Here is a 16,484-nt window from a genome sequence, read left to right as displayed (position 1 = left end):
CTCAGGCGATCGGCGGCACCGGAGGCGTGCTGCTGTCGCTGTCGCTGTCACTATCGCCGCCACTGTCGCGGAACCACGCCGCGGAGTCGGGACGGAACAGCATCCACACGGCAACCGCAGTCAGCGCGAAGGTCACGACGTTGAGCGCGACCGGAACGATCCCGACGGCCTCAAAGCCCGCGAGCGTGAACGGCAGACTAACCGCCGAGAGGCCGAAGAATGCGACAATGATCCACTTCGCCACTTCACTCGCCCTACGCGCGGTGAAATACCAGAGCAGGAGCGAGAGGAAGAGCGCGAACAGGGTGAAACCGATCAGCATCGCATGGCCCATCGGTACCATCTGCGGCATCTCGGCGAATCCCGCCTCAATCGCAGCGACCTGTTTGCTCCAGCCAAGCGCGGCGTTCAGCCCCCCACACCGCGATCGACGCGAGATAGGCTTGTTCGAAACGAATAATCGAATTGGGACGCATGGTTATCACTCCCCTGACAGGACGCCTTGCTAGGCGTCAGGCGGGGACGAAGTCCAGTCCGATATCGGCGGCAGGTGCCGATTGGGTCAGCCGTCCGACGCTGACATAGGTAACCCCGCTCGCAGCGATCGCCCCGATCGTGTCGAGCCGTACCCCGCCCGACGCCTCGGTCGGAACCCGCCCGGCGACCAGCGCCACCGCTTCGCGCAATGTCTCCGGCCCCATATTGTCGAGCAAAAGGTGGGTGGCTCCGGCTCCCAGCGCGGGTTCGATCTGGTCGATCCGGTCCACCTCGACGATGATCTCTGCGATCCCCGCACGCACCGCGCGCGCGACTGCCTCGTCCACCGATCCGGCCACCGCGATGTGGTTATCCTTGATCATCGCGGCGTCCCACAGGCCCATCCGGTGGTTCTTCGCCCCACCCATCCGCGTCGCATATTTCTCTAGCCGGCGCAGGCCCGGGATCGTCTTGCGCGTGTCGAGTAACGTGGCCCCACTGCCGGCCATCGCATCGACATAGGCGCGCGTCATCGTCGCGATACCGGAAAGGTGCTGGACGGTGTTGAGCGCCGAGCGTTCGGCGGTCAGCAACGCCCGCGCACTGCCGCGCAGCCGCATCAGATCGCTCCCGGCGGCCACCGCCTCTCCCTCCCCCGCCAGCAGTTTGATCTCAGCCGCCGGGTCGAGCGCGCGGAAAAAGGCGGCAGCGATCGGCAGCCCCGCGACAATCACCGCGTCACGGCTGTCCATCACGCCGTCGAACACCGCATCCGCCGGGATCACTGCGTTTGCAGTCACATCGCCCGTGCCGACATCCTCGGCCAGCGTGGCGGCGACAAAGCCGTCCAGATCGAACCCGGCAAGTTGAAAGGCGGACATTGCAACTCCTGAACCCATTTCCCCGCCGCCTACCGCCCCTCCCTGTCCGGTTCAATCTCGGACGCTTTCAGGCGAACCCGTTGTCATGCGCGACGCTGCCCCCTATCTCCCGGGCGAAACAGATTAGGGGTGACGCAGGATGACGACCTTCGATGATCGCGAGCGCGCGTTCGAGGCTAAATTTGCCCGGGACGAGGAAATGGCGTTCCGCGTGACAGCGCGCCGCAACCGCCTGCTTGGGCAGTGGGCGGCGGCGCAGATGGCGCTGACCCCCGAAGAGACCGACGCCTATGCCAAGGCGGTCGTCCAGGCCGATTTCGAGGAATCGGGAGACGAGGACGTGATACGCAAGCTGATGGGCGATCTCACTGCTGCAGGCATCGAAGTCGACGACGCCGTGGTGCGAAAGGCGGTCGAGGAGATGACCGTCGAGGCGCGCCGCCAGTTGATCGAGGCGCAGTAACAATGCCGATGGCGGCCGAAGAGATCGAGGCGCTGATCCGCGCCGGCATCCCCGATGCGGCGGTGGAAATCACCGACCTTGCCGGGGACGGCGATCATTATGCCGCCCGCGTCACCAGTGAGAGTTTCCGGGGGCTGCCGCGCATCCGGCAGCACCAGGCTGTGTACGCCGCGCTCGGCGGTCGGATGGGGGCGTTCTCCACGCGCTTCAGTTGACCACCGCAGTTCCGGCAGGGAGCGAATGACCATGACCGACGATTCCAACGCCCGCATCCAGTCCCTCGTCGATTCGAACGCAGTTCTGCTGTTCATGAAGGGTACGCCCCTGTTCCCGCAGTGCGGCTTTTCGAATCGCGCGGTGTCGATCCTCACCCATCTTGGCGTCGAATTCGAAAGCGTCGATGTGCTCCAGGATCAGGAGGTGCGGCAGGGCATCAAGGCATTCTCCGACTGGCCGACCATCCCCCAGCTTTACATAAAGGGGGGAGTTCATCGGCGGTTCGGATATCATGATGGAAATGTATGAGAGCGGGGAGCTCTCGCAACTTCTCCAGGAGAAGGGCGTTTCGGCCTCGTAACGGGGGGTTGAAGATCGAGTAAAGAACCTATGTTCGTACAGTCTTTTGCTGCCGCGCCCGACGCGGTGGCTGGGGATCATGCGTCCCTGTTGATCTGCGACCTTACTCAAAGCTATTCGCCGGCTGGCGGTGGTGGCATCAGCACTTATCTGCGTGAAAAGCGCGACTATGTGCTCAACCACACGCCGCACCAACTGTTGCAGATCGTGCCGGGACCGGAGGATCGGGTCACGGTCAATGGACGCCACATCTTCGCGGAAGTCGGGGCCGCTCCGGTCCGCGGAAGTCCGAACTATCGCTTCATCCTCCGGACCGGCGCGGTACGGGATCTGCTGGCGCAGTACCGGCCCGACATCATCGAATCGCTCTGCCCCTGGGTGCTCCCCTGGACCGCGATCAACCACCGCCGCGACTTCCCGGAGACCGCACTGGTCGCGGGATATCGCACAGATTTCCCCAATGCCCATGTCCACCGCGTCGTCGAGGCGAAGGCGGGACGGCTGGCGGCAGACTTCATGCGCGTGCTCGCCTATGGCTATGCGGAGGTTACCTATCGCGAATTCGATCGCGTCTATACCCTGAGCGAGGACGCCCGGACGACCCTCGCCCGCAAGACGATCACGCGAACCGATGTGATGCCGCTGGGTGTCGATACAAGCCTGTTCAGCCCCGTGCGCCGCGACCCCGCATTTCGCGCTGAGCTCGGCCTGCCGGGCGACGGACCGCTGCTCGCCTATGCGGGCCGCATCGACAATGAAAAGCGCGCCGATCGCCTGGTCGATATGTTCCGCCGCCTCCCCGCCGACCTCGGCGCAGCGATGGTGATGATCGGCGACGGCAAGCTGCGGCATCGCCTCGCGCGCGAGGCGAGCGATCTGCCGATCGCGTTCATCGGCTTCGAGAAGGACCGCGAAGAACTCGCCCGTGCGCTTGCCTCGTCCGACATCTATGTCTCGGCGATGGCGGACGAGACGTTCGGCATATCGGTGCTGGAGGCACAGTCCTGCGGGCTTCCTGTCGTTGGCGTTGCGAGCGGGGCGATGCCGGACCGCGTCCCCCCGGTCTCGGCCTGCTCGGCCCGGTCGATGATACGGCGGTGATGGCGGTCAATGTCGTAAAACTGTGGGAAGACGGAGCGCAACTGATCGGCGCGCGCGCCCGCGCGATGGTGGTTGACCTTTATGGCTGGGACCGAACCTTCGACCGGCTGTTCAACGAGATTTACCCCATGGCGCTGTCCCGTGCCGCCGAGCGGCTTGAAGAGGACGGGACCCGAATATTTCGCCGCCGTCGGCGCAGGGACGGCAGCCCGGTGGACTATGCCGTCGCCAGAACGGGAAAGGGCGGGTGACCCGAAAGCCACCCGCCCCTGAAGCGTCACACAAGGGTGAACACATATGCCCGAATAGTTGCATCGCCCGTGCCAATTCGGATGAAGCGCGCAATCCCGCGCGACACGATAGTTAATATGATTTAGCCCTTTGTCAGGCTGTCAGATTTCCCGACACCGCCCACCGCGCCCGTCCGCTTCCTGAACGCCATTCATCATCCGTTCAGCCCCTTGACTACAGATGTGATCGTAACGATTACACCCGTAGTCAGAGAGGGAAGCGATGACCGAGCGAATCAGCGATGCCGAGCACGCCGTGATGGAAGTCCTGTGGGACGAATCGCCACTGGCCGCGCAGGACGTGGTGGAGCGGGTCGATCCGTCGCGTGGCTGGAGCGCCAACACGGTCAAGACATTGCTCGGTCGGTTGCTCGCCAAGAACGTCATCGCCGCCGACGAGGATGGCCGTCGCTACCAGTATCGCCCGCTGGTCGAGCGTGGCGACTATGTCGAAGGTGAATCGCGCCGTCTGATCGACCGGCTGTTCGGCGGCAAGCTGACCCCGCTGGTCGCCCATCTCGCCGAACGCGATGCACTGACCGATCAGGACATCGCCGAGATCGAAGCCCTGCTGAAGGAGATCAAGCAATGATCGCCTGGATGGTTGAGACCTGCATCGCCACCACGCTGCTGATGCTGCTGGTCCTCGCGATCCGCAAACCGGTACGCGAACAGTTCGGGCCGAATATCGCCTATGCGCTGTGGCTGTTGCCGGTGCTGCGGCTGCTGATCCCGCCGCTGCCCGGTGCGTGGAGCTTCACCGATCTGCTCCGTGGCCTGACCGGCAGCGTGCAATCCGCCTCCGCGGATCCCGCTACGACCCAGGCGATCATCGATCAGGCGCTCGTCCAGGCACAGTTGGAACTTGCCGGCGGAACGACCGCCACCGTTACCGAAACGACAGTCGTGACGTCGAGCGCCCCGAGCCTGCTGCTCATTATCGGCGCGATCTGGGCAGCAGGGGCGCTCGCCTTTTTGCTCTGGCACATCGTCTCGCATACCCGCTTTTGCGCCAATCTGATGCGCAAGGCCGAGATCCGCCGCACCGTCGCGGAAGGCCGCGTCCATGTCATTGAAACGGATGCCGCGACCGGCCCGCTCGCCTTCGGCATCTGGCGCAAATACGTAGCCTTCCCGCGCGATTTCGCCGAGCGCTACGATCCGGTCGAGCGCAACCTCGCGCTCGCCCATGAACTCGGGCACCACCTTCGGGGTGACCTGATCGCCAACTGGGTCGCGCTGGTCGTGCTCGCGATCCATTGGTTCAACCCGGTCGCATGGCGGGCGTTCCGCGCCTTTCGCGCCGATCAGGAACTGGCCTGTGACGCCCTTGTGCTCTCAGGCCGCGCACCGGCGCTGCGCCATGCCTATGGCCGCGCCATCGTCAAGTCCGCGCATGGGGGTGCGGTCTCGGCGGCATGCCACTTACACACTGTCAACGAACTCAAGGGGAGGCTCAAAATGCTCTCGAAACATAATCCCAAGTCGCGCGCCCGGATCACCGCAGGCGTCACCGGCGCCATCGCGCTGACCCTCACGGGGCTCGCGCTCACCGCCTCGGGCGCGGGTGCTGCCGTGACCCAGGCCGATGCGCCGACGCCGCCCGCAGCACCTGTGGCTCCTGCTGCACCCGCCGCTGTTGCTGCAATCCAGGCGCCCGATGCGCCCGCCGCGCCGGAAGCGCCCGAAGCCACCAAGGAAAAGCGCGTCCATCGCATCGTGATGGTCGAGCGCAAGGACGGCAAGGACAAGGACGGCAAGGGCACAAAGGCCGAAACCCGCGTCATCCGCCTGAAGGGCGATGGCAAGGACTTCGTCTGGACCGGTGACATGGATATCGACGTCAAGTCGATGAAGTGCGGCGGATCGAAGGATGACGAGGTCAAGGTAGAGACGCGCGACGGCGACAAGCGCAAGATCGTGATCTGCACCGATCGTATCGAAATGCGCGCCGCCGCCGCTGCCGACAAGGCCAAGGGTGCCGAGGCCATCGCTGCCCGCGCCAAGGTCATGGCGATCGCCAGCGCTGACATGGGCAAGCGTCACGCGCTGATGGGGCTCAAGATGGCCCGCCGCTCGATCGAGGCGCAGACCGAACTCAGTGCCGAGCAAAAGGCCAATGCGCTCAAAAGGGCATCGACGACGCGATGCGCGAGCTGGAAGGGGCCGACAAGGACTGATCGCGAAGCGGACCATCGCGCGGCGAGCCCATCACTGCGCGATGTCTCCACCAGGGCCGGCCGCGTCCCCCTTCACGCGGCCGGCCCGTTCGCGTGCGCAGTGTTCGGGGTTGTGCCAACCACAAGGAACCGCCATTTCTGACGCATGGATGACGCGGCAACCGGCGTGGCGATGCAGCTCGAACCGCTAGTGGCACGGCTGCTGGCGGCGAACCCTTCCCCGTTCACCTATACCGGCACGCAGACCTATCTCGTCGGCACCAGCGACCTTGCGGTGATCGATCCCGGCCCCGACCTCCCCGCGCATCTCGCCGCGCTCACTGCCGCGATTGCCGACCGTCCGGTTCGCGCCATCATGTGTACCCATACCCATCGCGATCACAGCCCGGCGAGCCGCCCGCTCGCCGCTGCGACCGGTGCGCCGATCATCGGCTGTGCGCCCCTCGCGCTCGACGATGACGGCCCCCGCTCCGACGCCGCGTTCGACCGCGATTATGCGCCCGACCGCGTGCTCGCAGATGGCGAGAGCGTTTCAGGCGACGACTGGACGCTGGAGGCGGTCGCGACCCCCGGTCACACATCGAACCATCTCTGCTTCGCGCTGGGTGAGAGCGGCGCGCTGTTCACCGGCGATCACATCATGGGCTGGTCGACCAGCGTCGTCGCCCCGCCCGATGGCGACATGGGCGCGTACATGGCCAGCCTCGACCGGCTGCTCGCCCGCGACGACCGGGTCTATTATCCCGCGCACGGGCCAGAAGTGGCAACGCCGCACCGCCTCGTTCGCGGCATGATGGGCCATCGCAAGCAGCGCGAGGGGCAGATCTTGCGCCTGCTCGATCAACAGGTCGGCGCGATCCCAGACATGGTCGCCCGCATGTATGTCGGGCTCGACCCGCGGCTGACCGGCGCAGCGGGGCGATCGGTGCTCGCGCATCTGATCGACCTGAACAACCGCGGCATCGTCCGTGCGGAAGGAGAGATATGGACGAAAGCGGCGTAAGGCAGCGCAGCGGACTGGCACAGGGTTGTGTCGTTGCACTTGGCATGGTGCTGGCGATGGCGCTCGCTGTGGGTGCCACGCTGTACTTCGTCGGGCGCAGCGCGTTCGACCGGCTGACGGGCGGTCCGGACCCGGTCACCGTCGCCCAGGCGAGCCTGCAAGGGCTGCGCGAACAGAACCGCCTGTCCGCCTTTGCCGCGCGCTATGTCGCCGTGGTCACCACCAGCCAGACGCGGATGGGATTTACCGCGCAAAAAACCATGATCATGCCCGGATCGGTCCGGTACGAGGTCGATCTCGGCAAGCTCAGCCAGCGCGACGTGATCTGGGACCCTGCTGCGAAGAAGCTCAGCATCGCCCTCCCCCGCTCGAAGTCGTCGGCCCTGAGGTCGACCTCAACAATATCCGCGAATATGGCGAGGGCGGCGTGCTGATGGCCCTCACCGACAGCGAGGAGCGACTAGACGCCGCCAATCGCGCGGCGGGACAGAAGGAACTGGTCCGCCAGGCGCGCGAACCCGCGCCGATGCGCCTCGCCCGCGACGCCACCCGCCGGGCCGTCGAGCGAAGCTTCGCGATGCCGCTGCGCGCCACCGGCATGGAGGTGACGGTCGAGGCGCTGTTCCCTGACGAGCGCAGCTCCACCGACCGCGAACGCTGGGACGTGTCCAAGTCGATCGAACAGGTGCTGCGCGAACGCGCCGAGCGTGAAGGCGACAGGACGAAATAGCTGGGAACCGGCGCGAAGCATGATATTCCTGCGCCCACAGGGTTCTTGGGGGCAGGGACAATGGCAACACATGCACGATCGGGTCTGATTTCGGCGCGGGACGACGGGTTTTTCCTGTGGGGCGGGTTCGCAATGGCCGCGATCATCGCTGCCGGCTTCACCTTCTTCGTCGTCATGGGGATTTCCAGCTTCAGCGCGCCGTGGGTTGTGCACGTGCACGCAATAATTTTCTTCGGCTGGGTAGGAATCTATGTCCTCCAGACCCTGCTCGCCACGCGCGGCAGCCTGGTCTTGCATCGCCGCCTCGGCTGGGTCGGTGCGGGCTGGCTCGCGATGATGGCGGTCGTCGGCCCGCTGGTCGCGGTCGAGGCGATCCGCCTTGGCCGCGCCGCTCCATTCTATGAGCCGGCTTTCTTCCTCGTCATGGCGCCGCTCACCGTCTGGACCTTTGTCGGCCTGTCGACCGCGGCCATCCTGATGCGGCGGCGGACCGACTGGCACAAAAGGCTGCATTTCGCCGGGATGGCGGTGCTGACCGGTCCGGGCATCGGGCGTCTGTTCCCGATGCCGTTGGTCATGCCGCACTCCGCGATCATCGAATTCGGACTGGTGATGCTCTGGCCGCTTGCCGGCATGGCGTGGGACCTGCGCAAACATGGCCGCATCCACCCCGCCTGGATCTGGGCGGTGGGCGCGATCATCGCGATGCGCGCGCTATGCAATCTGATCGCCTACAGCCCGGTCGGCCTGGCGCTGTTCGAAGCGGTGACGACCGGCCAGCCCGGCGGCGCGCTCGCGCCCTATGCCTTCCCACCGATGCCGCCAATGGGTTGAACCGCGGAGCCGACAAGGCCATGTGAGACCCGAATCAGAGGGTCCCAGAATGAACGCTCCCAGCAGCCTCAACGGCATCGACGTCCGCGCCGAGATCGACCGCCTGCGCAAGGAGCGCAACGCGGTGATCCTGGCACATTATTACCAGAAGCCGGAGATCCAGGACCTTGCCGATTTCGTCGGCGACAGCCTCGAACTGTCGCGCAAGGCCGCCGAAACCGATGCCGAGGTGATCGCCTTTTGCGGCGTGCGCTTCATGGCCGAAACCGCGAAGATCCTGTCGCCCGACAAGACCGTGATCCTGCCCGACATGAACGCGGGGTGCAGTCTCGAGGACAGCTGTCCGCCCGAACAGTTCGCCGCGTTCCGCGCGCAGCACCCCGATCACATTGCGCTGACCTACATCAACTGCTCGGTCGAGGTGAAGGCGCTCAGCGACATCATCGTCACCAGCTCCTCCGCCGAAAAGATCCTCAGCCAGATCCCGCACGAGCAGAAGATCATCTTCGGCCCCGACAAGCATCTCGGCGGATACATCAACCGCAAGATAGGCCGTGACATGCTGCTCTGGCCGGGCGTGTGCATCGTGCATGAGGCGTTCAGCGAAACCGAACTGCTGAAACTCAAGGCACAGCACCCCCACGCCCCGGTGGCCGCGCACCCCGAATGTCCGCCACACGTACTCGACCATGCCGACTATGTCGGATCGACCAGCGGCATCCTTGCCTATGCCAAGGATTTCGAAGGCGACACGATGATCGTCGCCACCGAACCGCACATCATCCATCAGATGGAAAAGGCGGTCCCGGACAAGACCTTCATCGGCGCGCCCGGCGCGGACGGCAACTGCAACTGCAACATCTGCCCGTACATGGCGCTCAACACGCTGGAAAAGCTCTACATCGCGCTCCGCGACCTCGAACCCCGGATCGAGATCGCCGAGGATATCCGGTTGAAGGCGAAGAAGAGCCTCGATCGGATGCTGGCCATGGCGAGCGGCACCGTCGGCCTGGGCGACCTCGGCCCGCTCCGCGTCACCGGGGATTGATCCGCCGGGAACGGCATGGAATGTTTCACCTGCGCAACGGGCACCCTGCCCGCCGCTGGGAGACAATCCATGCCAATTCCCGCAAGCTGGTCTGACAAGCTTCTCGCCCTGCTCCGCATCGTCGCCGGGCTCGCCTTCCTACAGCACGGCACGGCGAAATTCTTCGGCGTCCCGCCCTTTCCAATGGAGCTGAACCCGATGCTCTATGCGGCCGGGGCGATCGAGCTGGTCGGTGGCGCGCTGCTGGTGATCGGTCTGTTCACCCGGCCGGTGGCGTTCCTGTCGTCCGGCATGTGCGCGGTCGGCTACTGGCTGGCACACGGCACCAAGAGCCTTTTCCCCGCAGCCAATGGCGGCGAGGCGATCCTGCTCTTCTGCTTCATCTTTCTCTATCTCGCCGCAGCGGGCGGCGGCGCGTGGAGCGTCGACCGCGCGACCGGCAAGGGCTAAGCGCCGAAACCGGCCCGGCGCAGTCGCCGGGCCGTCAATCGTCGGTTACCGCGTCAACTTCTTGTACGCCAACCGCGTCGGACGATCCGCCGCGTCGCCCAGACGGCGGCGCTTGTCCTCTTCATACGCCTCGAAATTCCCCTCGAACCATTCGACGTGCGAATTGCCCTCGAACGCGAGGATGTGAGTCGCGAGACGGTCGAGGAAGAAGCGATCGTGGCTGATGACCACGGCGCAGCCCGCGAAATTCTCGATCGCCTCTTCCAGCGCGCCCAGCGTTTCGACGTCGAGGTCGTTGGTTGGTTCGTCGAGCAGCAGCACGTTGCCGCCCTTTTTCAGCATCTTGGCGATGTTGACTCGATTGCGCTCACCACCCGACAGCTTGCCGACATTCTTCTGCTGGTCCTGGCCCTTGAAGTTGAACGCGCCGACATAGGCGCGGGTCGACGCGTCGTGGCCATTGACCTTCATGTAATCGAGCCCGTCGGAGATTTCCTCCCAGACATTCTTGGTCGGGTCGAGGTGATCGCGGCTCTGGTCGACATAGCCGAGTCGCACGGTCGACCCCATCTCGATGGTGCCGCTGTCCGGCGTCTCCTGACCCGTAATCAGCTTGAACAGCGTCGATTTACCCGCGCCGTTCGGCCCGATCACGCCGACGATGCCGCCCGCCGGCAGCGTGAAGGACAGATTCTCGAACAGCAGCTTGTCGCCATAGGCCTTGCTGACATTGTCGAGCTCGATCACCTTGCCGCCGAGACGCTCGGGCACCTGGATGACGATCTGTGCCTTGCCCGGCGCGCGCTGCGACTGCGCCTCGACGAGCTGGTCGAACTTGGCGATGCGCGCCTTGGACTTGGTCTGGCGCCCCTTGGTGCCAGCGCGGATCCACTCCAGCTCGTCCTTGATCGCCTTCTGGCGGCCGGTGGCCTCGCGGTCCTCCTGCTCCAGGCGCTTGGCCTTCTTTTCCAGATAGGTCGAATAGTTCCCCTCGTACGGGAAGTACTTCCCGCGATCGAGCTCGAGGATCCAGTCGACGACATTGTCGAGGAAATAGCGGTCGTGGGTGATCATCAGCACCGCGCCGGCATATTCCTTGAGGTGGTTTTCCAACCACTGGACGCTTTCGGCGTCGAGATGGTTGGTCGGTTCGTCGAGCAGCAGGATCGACGGCTTCTGGATCAGCAAGCGGGTCAACGCGACGCGACGCTTTTCACCGCCCGAGAGGTTCTCGACGCTCCAGTCGCCCGGCGGACAACGCAGCGCTTCCATCGCGATCTCGAGCTGGTTGTCGAGGCTCCAGCCGTCGACCGCGTCGATCTTGGCCTGAAGGTCGCCCATTTCCTCCATCAGTGCGTCGAAATCGGTGTCGTCCTTGGGATCGCCCATTTCCGCGCTGATCGCGTTGAACCGCTCGACCAGATCGGCGGTCTCGCGCGCGCCGTCCTTGACGTTCTCCAGCACCGACTTGGTGGGATCGAGCTGCGGCTCCTGCTCCAGATAGCCGACGGTGATGTTCTCGCCCGGCCATGCCTCGCCGGTGAAATCCTTGTCGATGCCGGCCATGATCTTGATCAGGGTCGACTTGCCCGCGCCGTTCGGGCCGACGATGCCGATCTTCGCGCCCTGATAGAATTGCAGGTTGATGTTGCTCAGCACCGGCTTTTGCGCGCCGGGGAAGGACTTGGTCATGTCCTTCATGACGAATGCGTATTGGGCGGCCACTTGTGGTCTCCGATCGATCGAACAGGTTGGTCTGGATTTGACGCGCGATGTAGCGACGGTACGGCGTCAAGGCAAACGCCACGCGCGCGATCGCGGACGTCGGCCAGGTGACGAACGTACATCGGCTGGCTAGGAGGTGCGGCATGATGCATCGCCTCACTCGCTTCGCCGCCGCGACCGCCCTGCTCGCGCTCCCCGCCACCACCCTTGCGCAGGGCATGGACCCTGCCGCGCTGCGCGATGCCGCGCTCAAGGACGATCTGGCGTGGGAGATTACCGAGGGGCTGACGACCGAAGTCGGCCCGCGCCTGGCGGGCACCGAGGCTGAGGCACGGGCACGCGCCTGGTCGCTTCGAAAACTGACGGCTCTCGGCTTCAGCAATGTTCGTAACGAGCCGTTCGACATGAAGACCTGGGTCCGCGGCGTCGAAGCGCTGGAGGTGCTCGCCCCCTTTCCCCAGCCACTCCACCTTACCGCGCTCGGCAATTCGGGCGCGACCGGCCCAAAGGGGCTTGAGGCGGAAATCGTCTATTTCGCCGACCTCGCCGCGCTGAACGCTGCGCCCGATGGCAGCCTCAAGGGCAAGATCGCCTTTGTTAGCCACAGCATGACCCGCACGCAGGACGGATCGCAGTATGGCGCTTTCGGTGCCGCCCGGCGCAGCGGGCCGACCGTCGCGGCGCGCAAGGGCGCGGCGGCGATCCTGATCCGCTCGATCGGCACCGATTACCACCGCAATCCCCATACGGGCGTGACCAACTTCGCGGAGGGCGTGGCGCCGATCCCGGCCGCCGCCCTCTCGCTGCCCGATGCCGAGCAGCTCGAGCGAATCCTCAAGCGCGGCCAGCCGGTGAAGGTGAAGCTTACCCTGACCCCGCGTCAGATCGGCACCACCGAATCGGGCAATGTCATCGCCGAGGTTCCCGGCAGCGACCCTGCCGCCGGCATGGTCGTCGTCGCCTGTCACCTCGACAGCTGGGATCTTGGCACCGGCGCGTTCGACGACGCCACCGGGTGCGGCATCGTCGCCGCTGCGGCGAAGCGGATCATGGACGCCGGCACCCCGCGACGCACGATTCGCATCCTGTGGGCGGGCGCGGAGGAGGTCGGCGTGTTCGGTGGCCGAGCCTATTTCGACGCCCACAAGGGCGAGCGCCACGCGCTTGCCGCCGAATCGGATTTCGGCGCCGATCGCGTCTGGCGTGTCGATTTCAAGCTCCCCGAGAGTGCGAAAGCAGTGGGCGATCGCGTCGCCACGGCGCTCGCGCCGCTGGGCATCAGTCGCGGACGCACCCCTGCGGGCGGGGGTGCAGATATCGCGGCGCTGGTGGCGTCCGGAGTGGCGGGAATCGACCTGCAACAGGATGGCAGCCGCTATTTCGACCTGCACCACACGCCCGACGATACCCTCGACAAGGTCGATCCGGCACAATTGCGCCAGAATGTCGCGGCATGGACCGCGATGCTGGCCGTGGTGGCCAACGCGCCCGAGGAAATCGGCTCGGTAAAGTGATGCAGCGCACCATTTCGGCTCGCCGCAAACCTTGCTGCCAGATGAATTTCCATTGACGGGCGCGTAACGGGCGCTATTCCGACTAACTCGCACGGCAATCGGGCCGGGGCGAACCGAAATAGCTTTGCTTGGGAGCAAACGAATGAAGAAGATCCTCATCGTCGCTGCCGCGACCGGCCTGATGTCGCTCGCAGCTTGCGAGACCGCGCCGACCGCGAACAACACCGCTGACGTCGCCGCCAACCTCGAAGAGGCTGCCGACAACATGGAAATGGTTGCCGACAACGCGACCAACGAAGTTGTTGAGGACGCGGCTGAGAACGCTGCCGACAACCTGGAAGCAGCGGCCGACAACGTCGCCGGCTAATCCGGATCGTTCTTCCTGGACCCACCCGGTCCGGTCGATCGAAAGGGCGTCCCTGCGGGGGCGCCCTTTTTTCGTTCCGGCGCAGGTACGTTCGTCGTCGATGAACGACATTTGGTCGCCGCGAACGGGTCTGGTCGATCCAACGTCGTCGCCGGTCGATGTGAAATGGCGCCCCCGCCCCACCCCGCCTAGCTCCGGACCTGCGTTCAGCCCCCGAACGCATTGAACCCAAAGAGGTCCGTGATGATTACCAACTTCGCCCGCGCAGCTGCCCTTGGCGCTGCCCTGCTCGTCTCGCTTCCGACCGTCGCCGGTCAGGGAAAACATGTTCGCGTATCCTATGCCGATCTCGACCTGACCGCCGATGCAGGCAAGAAGACATTCGAACGCCGCATCGCTCGCGCTGCCGATGCCGTGTGCGGCCCCACCGACGGACGCGACCTGGCCGGTGTCGTCCGCCACAAGCGCTGCGTCGCGACCGCGCTCGAATCGTCGCGCCCCGCCGTCGAGCTCGCATTCCGAAATTCCGCCACGCGGCAACTCGCCGCACGCGATCAGAGCATCAGGGTCGCCCCCTAATCGACCCTGTCTCCCGCCCGCCCAGCATTGCTTGGCGGGCGGGATCTTTTTGGTGTCTACTTCCCTGCGAGGATCGCCTTGGCCGCCGCCTGATAGGTGCGCCCGATCCGCACACTCTCCCCGTCGCTCAGCTCCGCGTACCACGCGCCCAGCCCGTCATGGCGCAGCTTCACGATCCGGTCGCGCCGCACGATTGTCGATCGGTGCAGCCGGATGAAGCATTCGGGGTCGAGCCGCCGCTCCAGTTCGGTGATCGTCTGGTGAATCAGATAGCTGCGCCCATTCACGCTCAGCCGCATATAGTCGCGCTCGGCGTCGATCCGCTCGATCTCCGACGCCCCGATCCGCACCATCTCGGAACGGTACGGCACCCAGAATTCCTCGGTCCAGCGGGACGGCGGCGATAGCGGCTCGACACTGCGCCTGCCAATCGCCTCGACCGCCCGCGTCACCGCGCGCGCCAGCCGCTCGGCGCTTACAGGCTTCAGCACATAATCCACCGCCGAAACGTCGAACGCCGCCACAGCATGCTGGTCGAACGCGGTGCAAAAAATCACCGCCGGCCGGTGCGGCGCGGTGGCAAGCGATGCCGCCACCGACATGCCATCGAAATGGGGCATCGCGATGTCGAGCAGCACCAGGTCGGGCCGCAGCGCATCGATCATGCGTAGTGCCGCCTCACCGTCCACTGCGGTGCCGATCAGGTCGATCTCCGCCAGCCCCGCGCACAAGATCTGCATCCGCTCGACCGCCAGCGGCTCGTCGTCGACGATCAGGGTACGCAACCGTTCAGCAGCCATGAGTCGTCACCGGGATGCGAATGGTGACGGCGAACCCGCCCTCGGGCCGTGGCCCGGCATCAATCGACGCTGCGTCGCCGAACCGGACGGTCAGCCGGTCACGAACATTGCGCAGGCCGACACAGGTACCCTGTTGACCCTGAACCGCCTCGCCATCGTCGATAACCTCGACCACCAACCAGGCGCCGTCAATCCACGCGCGGACCAGCACCTCTACCGGTCGCCTAGCCGGGGCGACGCCGTGCTTGATCGCATTTTCGATCAATGGCTGGAGCAGCAGGCCCGGAACACAGGCCCTCTCCGCGTCCGGCGCGATGTCGAACGTGCTGCGCAAGCGCTGGGGGAAGCGGATCGCTTCAATCTCCAGATACAGCCGCTGCAATGCGATCTCGTCCGCCAACGGCACATCCTCGGTCGGCTCGGCGGCAAGACTGGTCCGGAAGAATGTCGACAGGTTGAGGATCATCGTCTCGGCGTCCTCACGCCGCCCCGTCATCACCAGCGACGAGATCGAATTGAGCGTGTTGAACAGGAAATGCGGGTTCACCTGGTATCGCAGTGCGCGAAGCTCCGCGGTCTGGGCCGCGGTCCGCAACCGCGCGGTCTCACGCTCCGACGCTCGCACCGCACCGGCATAGGACAGCGCCAGATAGAAGATCGCCCAGGCGAGGTTGAAGAAATACCAATGGATCGCGTTGTCGGCGATCACAGAGGCGGGTCCCTTCTTCATCTCCCGCTTTTCTTGCGCCTTGTGCGTTTCGGACTTCTCGGCGTCCAACTTCTCCATCTCGGGTCTGGGGTCGACGACATAGAATGACAGATAGTTGACCGTCGAATAGGCCGTGGACGTAGCTGCGGCGAACAGAAACGCCGCCGCAACCCGCACCCTCAGGCTGCGCTGCTCCAGCGAGCGGAGCGCAAGATACATCAACGTCGTGAACCCGATCCCGAACAGCGACACCCATGCGCGGTTGTCAAGCATCTGCAAATGTCCCGGATAGTCCATGATCCAGGCGCGCAGCGTGACGCTGACATAGTAGAACACCCAGAAGCCGACGATCGACAGCAGGGCGATCCGCGGTGGAACCTTGAAGCGGGAGGCGTTGGTGGGGGTGTCTGACATTTCTGAACCTAAGCCGATCAGCGGCCAAGAAACCATTCACGCCAGTCCCGCTCGTCGAAGCCCGTCGACCTTTGGTCGAAAGCCTTCCGCCAGGCGCGATCGATCTTCGGCGGGCCGACGCCGGTTCAGCGCCGCTGAACCCGACTCTAGGGTCTGTACTCGATCAGATCGGGATCGAGACGGAGCGGATTTTGGCGCAGGGCGAGGAGTGAGATCGACGTTGATGCATCGTGACCGACGAGCGACGAAACCATGCGCCAAACGACGCCCGCCGCTGCTGCGCGATTGCCGGCCGTCGGCAACGAGCGTAGCGCAGTCGCGTAGCAGAGCTACGCGCACGCAA

General features: G+C 65.0%; 19 protein-coding genes and 2 pseudogenes. 16 read left to right on the top strand and 5 right to left on the bottom strand.

The annotated features are described in order from the left end of the window. Position 1: 1 nt before the first annotated feature. On the bottom strand, positions 2-352 hold the full coding sequence (locus tag LRS12_RS15715; protein WP_257845344.1) for a hypothetical protein: 351 nt from the start codon (positions 350-352) through the stop codon (positions 2-4). A gap of 160 nt (positions 353-512) precedes the next feature. Next, positions 513-1,358, bottom strand: coding sequence for a carboxylating nicotinate-nucleotide diphosphorylase (gene nadC, locus LRS12_RS15710; protein ID WP_257845343.1), 846 nt, complete (start codon positions 1,356-1,358; stop codon positions 513-515). 139 nt (positions 1,359-1,497) lie between these two features. On the opposite strand from nadC, the gene LRS12_RS15705 reads away from it, so the two are divergent. The 13 genes and pseudogenes from LRS12_RS15705 (at position 1,498) to LRS12_RS15650 (ending at position 10,033) form a co-directional block, all read left to right on the top strand. After that, the gene (locus LRS12_RS15705) at positions 1,498-1,821 is read left to right on the top strand and encodes a DUF1476 domain-containing protein (RefSeq protein WP_257845342.1); all 324 of its coding nucleotides are present in this window, start codon (positions 1,498-1,500) and stop codon (positions 1,819-1,821) included. A 2-nt stretch (positions 1,822-1,823) separates the two neighbouring features. Beyond that, positions 1,824-2,065 (top strand): annotated as a pseudogene (locus LRS12_RS15700) (BolA/IbaG family iron-sulfur metabolism protein). Positions 2,066-2,067: 2 nt separating this feature from the next. Beyond that, positions 2,068-2,398, top strand: a pseudogene (gene grxD / locus LRS12_RS15695) (Grx4 family monothiol glutaredoxin). 29 nt (positions 2,399-2,427) lie between these two features. After that, a complete protein-coding gene (locus LRS12_RS15690; RefSeq protein WP_257845341.1) occupies positions 2,428-3,498 on the top strand; it encodes a glycosyltransferase in 1,071 nt (356 codons plus the stop codon). Further along, on the top strand, positions 3,498-3,749 hold the full coding sequence (locus LRS12_RS15685; RefSeq protein WP_257845340.1) for a hypothetical protein: 252 nt from the start codon (positions 3,498-3,500) through the stop codon (positions 3,747-3,749). The genes LRS12_RS15690 and LRS12_RS15685 overlap by 1 nt, the downstream gene beginning before the upstream one ends. 262 nt (positions 3,750-4,011) lie before the next feature. Next, on the top strand, positions 4,012-4,380 hold the full coding sequence (locus LRS12_RS15680; RefSeq protein ID WP_257845339.1) for a BlaI/MecI/CopY family transcriptional regulator: 369 nt from the start codon (positions 4,012-4,014) through the stop codon (positions 4,378-4,380). Next, the gene (locus LRS12_RS15675; protein WP_257845338.1) at positions 4,377-6,110 is read left to right on the top strand and encodes a M56 family metallopeptidase; all 1,734 of its coding nucleotides are present in this window, start codon (positions 4,377-4,379) and stop codon (positions 6,108-6,110) included. The genes LRS12_RS15680 and LRS12_RS15675 overlap by 4 nt, the downstream gene beginning before the upstream one ends. Before the next feature lie 3 nt (positions 6,111-6,113). Further along, positions 6,114-6,971, top strand: a complete 858-nt coding sequence (locus LRS12_RS15670; RefSeq protein WP_257845337.1) for an MBL fold metallo-hydrolase — start codon at positions 6,114-6,116, stop codon at positions 6,969-6,971. Further along, positions 6,953-7,405, top strand: coding sequence for a DUF4230 domain-containing protein (locus LRS12_RS20110; RefSeq protein WP_308223030.1), 453 nt, complete (start codon positions 6,953-6,955; stop codon positions 7,403-7,405). Before LRS12_RS15670 ends, LRS12_RS20110 begins: the two co-directional genes overlap by 19 nt. Then, on the top strand, positions 7,405-7,701 hold the full coding sequence (locus tag LRS12_RS20105; protein ID WP_308223029.1) for a hypothetical protein: 297 nt from the start codon (positions 7,405-7,407) through the stop codon (positions 7,699-7,701). Before LRS12_RS20110 ends, LRS12_RS20105 begins: the two co-directional genes overlap by 1 nt. A gap of 60 nt (positions 7,702-7,761) precedes the next feature. Then, entirely contained in the window at positions 7,762-8,535 is a 774-nt protein-coding gene (locus LRS12_RS15660; protein WP_257845336.1) for a hypothetical protein, read from the top strand. A gap of 49 nt (positions 8,536-8,584) precedes the next feature. Next, on the top strand, positions 8,585-9,583 hold the full coding sequence (gene nadA, locus LRS12_RS15655; RefSeq protein ID WP_257845335.1) for a quinolinate synthase NadA: 999 nt from the start codon (positions 8,585-8,587) through the stop codon (positions 9,581-9,583). Between the two features lie 69 nt (positions 9,584-9,652). Further along, on the top strand, positions 9,653-10,033 hold the full coding sequence (locus LRS12_RS15650) for a DoxX family protein (RefSeq protein WP_257845334.1): 381 nt from the start codon (positions 9,653-9,655) through the stop codon (positions 10,031-10,033). A gap of 45 nt (positions 10,034-10,078) precedes the next feature. On the opposite strand, the gene ettA is transcribed toward LRS12_RS15650, so the two are convergent. Further along, a complete protein-coding gene (ettA, locus tag LRS12_RS15645; RefSeq protein ID WP_257845333.1) occupies positions 10,079-11,758 on the bottom strand; it encodes an energy-dependent translational throttle protein EttA in 1,680 nt (559 codons plus the stop codon). 143 nt (positions 11,759-11,901) lie between these two features. Here ettA and LRS12_RS15640 point away from each other — a divergent pair, with 143 nt between their 5' ends. From LRS12_RS15640 to LRS12_RS15630, 3 genes are all read left to right on the top strand, one after another. Next, entirely contained in the window at positions 11,902-13,272 is a 1,371-nt protein-coding gene (locus tag LRS12_RS15640) for a M28 family peptidase (protein ID WP_257845332.1), read from the top strand. A gap of 142 nt (positions 13,273-13,414) precedes the next feature. Next, positions 13,415-13,639, top strand: coding sequence for a hypothetical protein (locus LRS12_RS15635; RefSeq protein WP_257845331.1), 225 nt, complete (start codon positions 13,415-13,417; stop codon positions 13,637-13,639). Positions 13,640-13,882: 243 nt separating this feature from the next. After that, positions 13,883-14,218, top strand: coding sequence for a UrcA family protein (locus tag LRS12_RS15630; RefSeq protein ID WP_257845330.1), 336 nt, complete (start codon positions 13,883-13,885; stop codon positions 14,216-14,218). Between the two features lie 56 nt (positions 14,219-14,274). Here LRS12_RS15630 and LRS12_RS15625 read toward each other — a convergent pair whose 3' ends face one another. Both LRS12_RS15625 and LRS12_RS15620 read right to left on the bottom strand, forming a co-directional pair. Beyond that, positions 14,275-15,018 carry a LytTR family DNA-binding domain-containing protein gene (locus LRS12_RS15625; protein WP_257845329.1) on the bottom strand — a complete coding sequence of 248 codons (744 nt, stop codon included), beginning with the start codon at positions 15,016-15,018 and terminating at the stop codon, positions 14,275-14,277. Beyond that, positions 15,008-16,141: a sensor histidine kinase gene (locus LRS12_RS15620; RefSeq protein WP_257845328.1), complete on the bottom strand. Its 1,134-nt coding sequence runs from the start codon at positions 16,139-16,141 to the stop codon at positions 15,008-15,010. The genes LRS12_RS15625 and LRS12_RS15620 overlap by 11 nt, the downstream gene beginning before the upstream one ends. Positions 16,142-16,484 lie beyond the last annotated feature (343 nt).

Source organism: Sphingomonas sp. J344 (assembly GCF_024700005.1).
GTDB lineage: Bacteria > Pseudomonadota > Alphaproteobacteria > Sphingomonadales > Sphingomonadaceae > Sphingomonas.
Note: the sequence above shows the minus strand (reverse complement) of the source record. Positions and strands in the feature narration are given on the sequence as shown.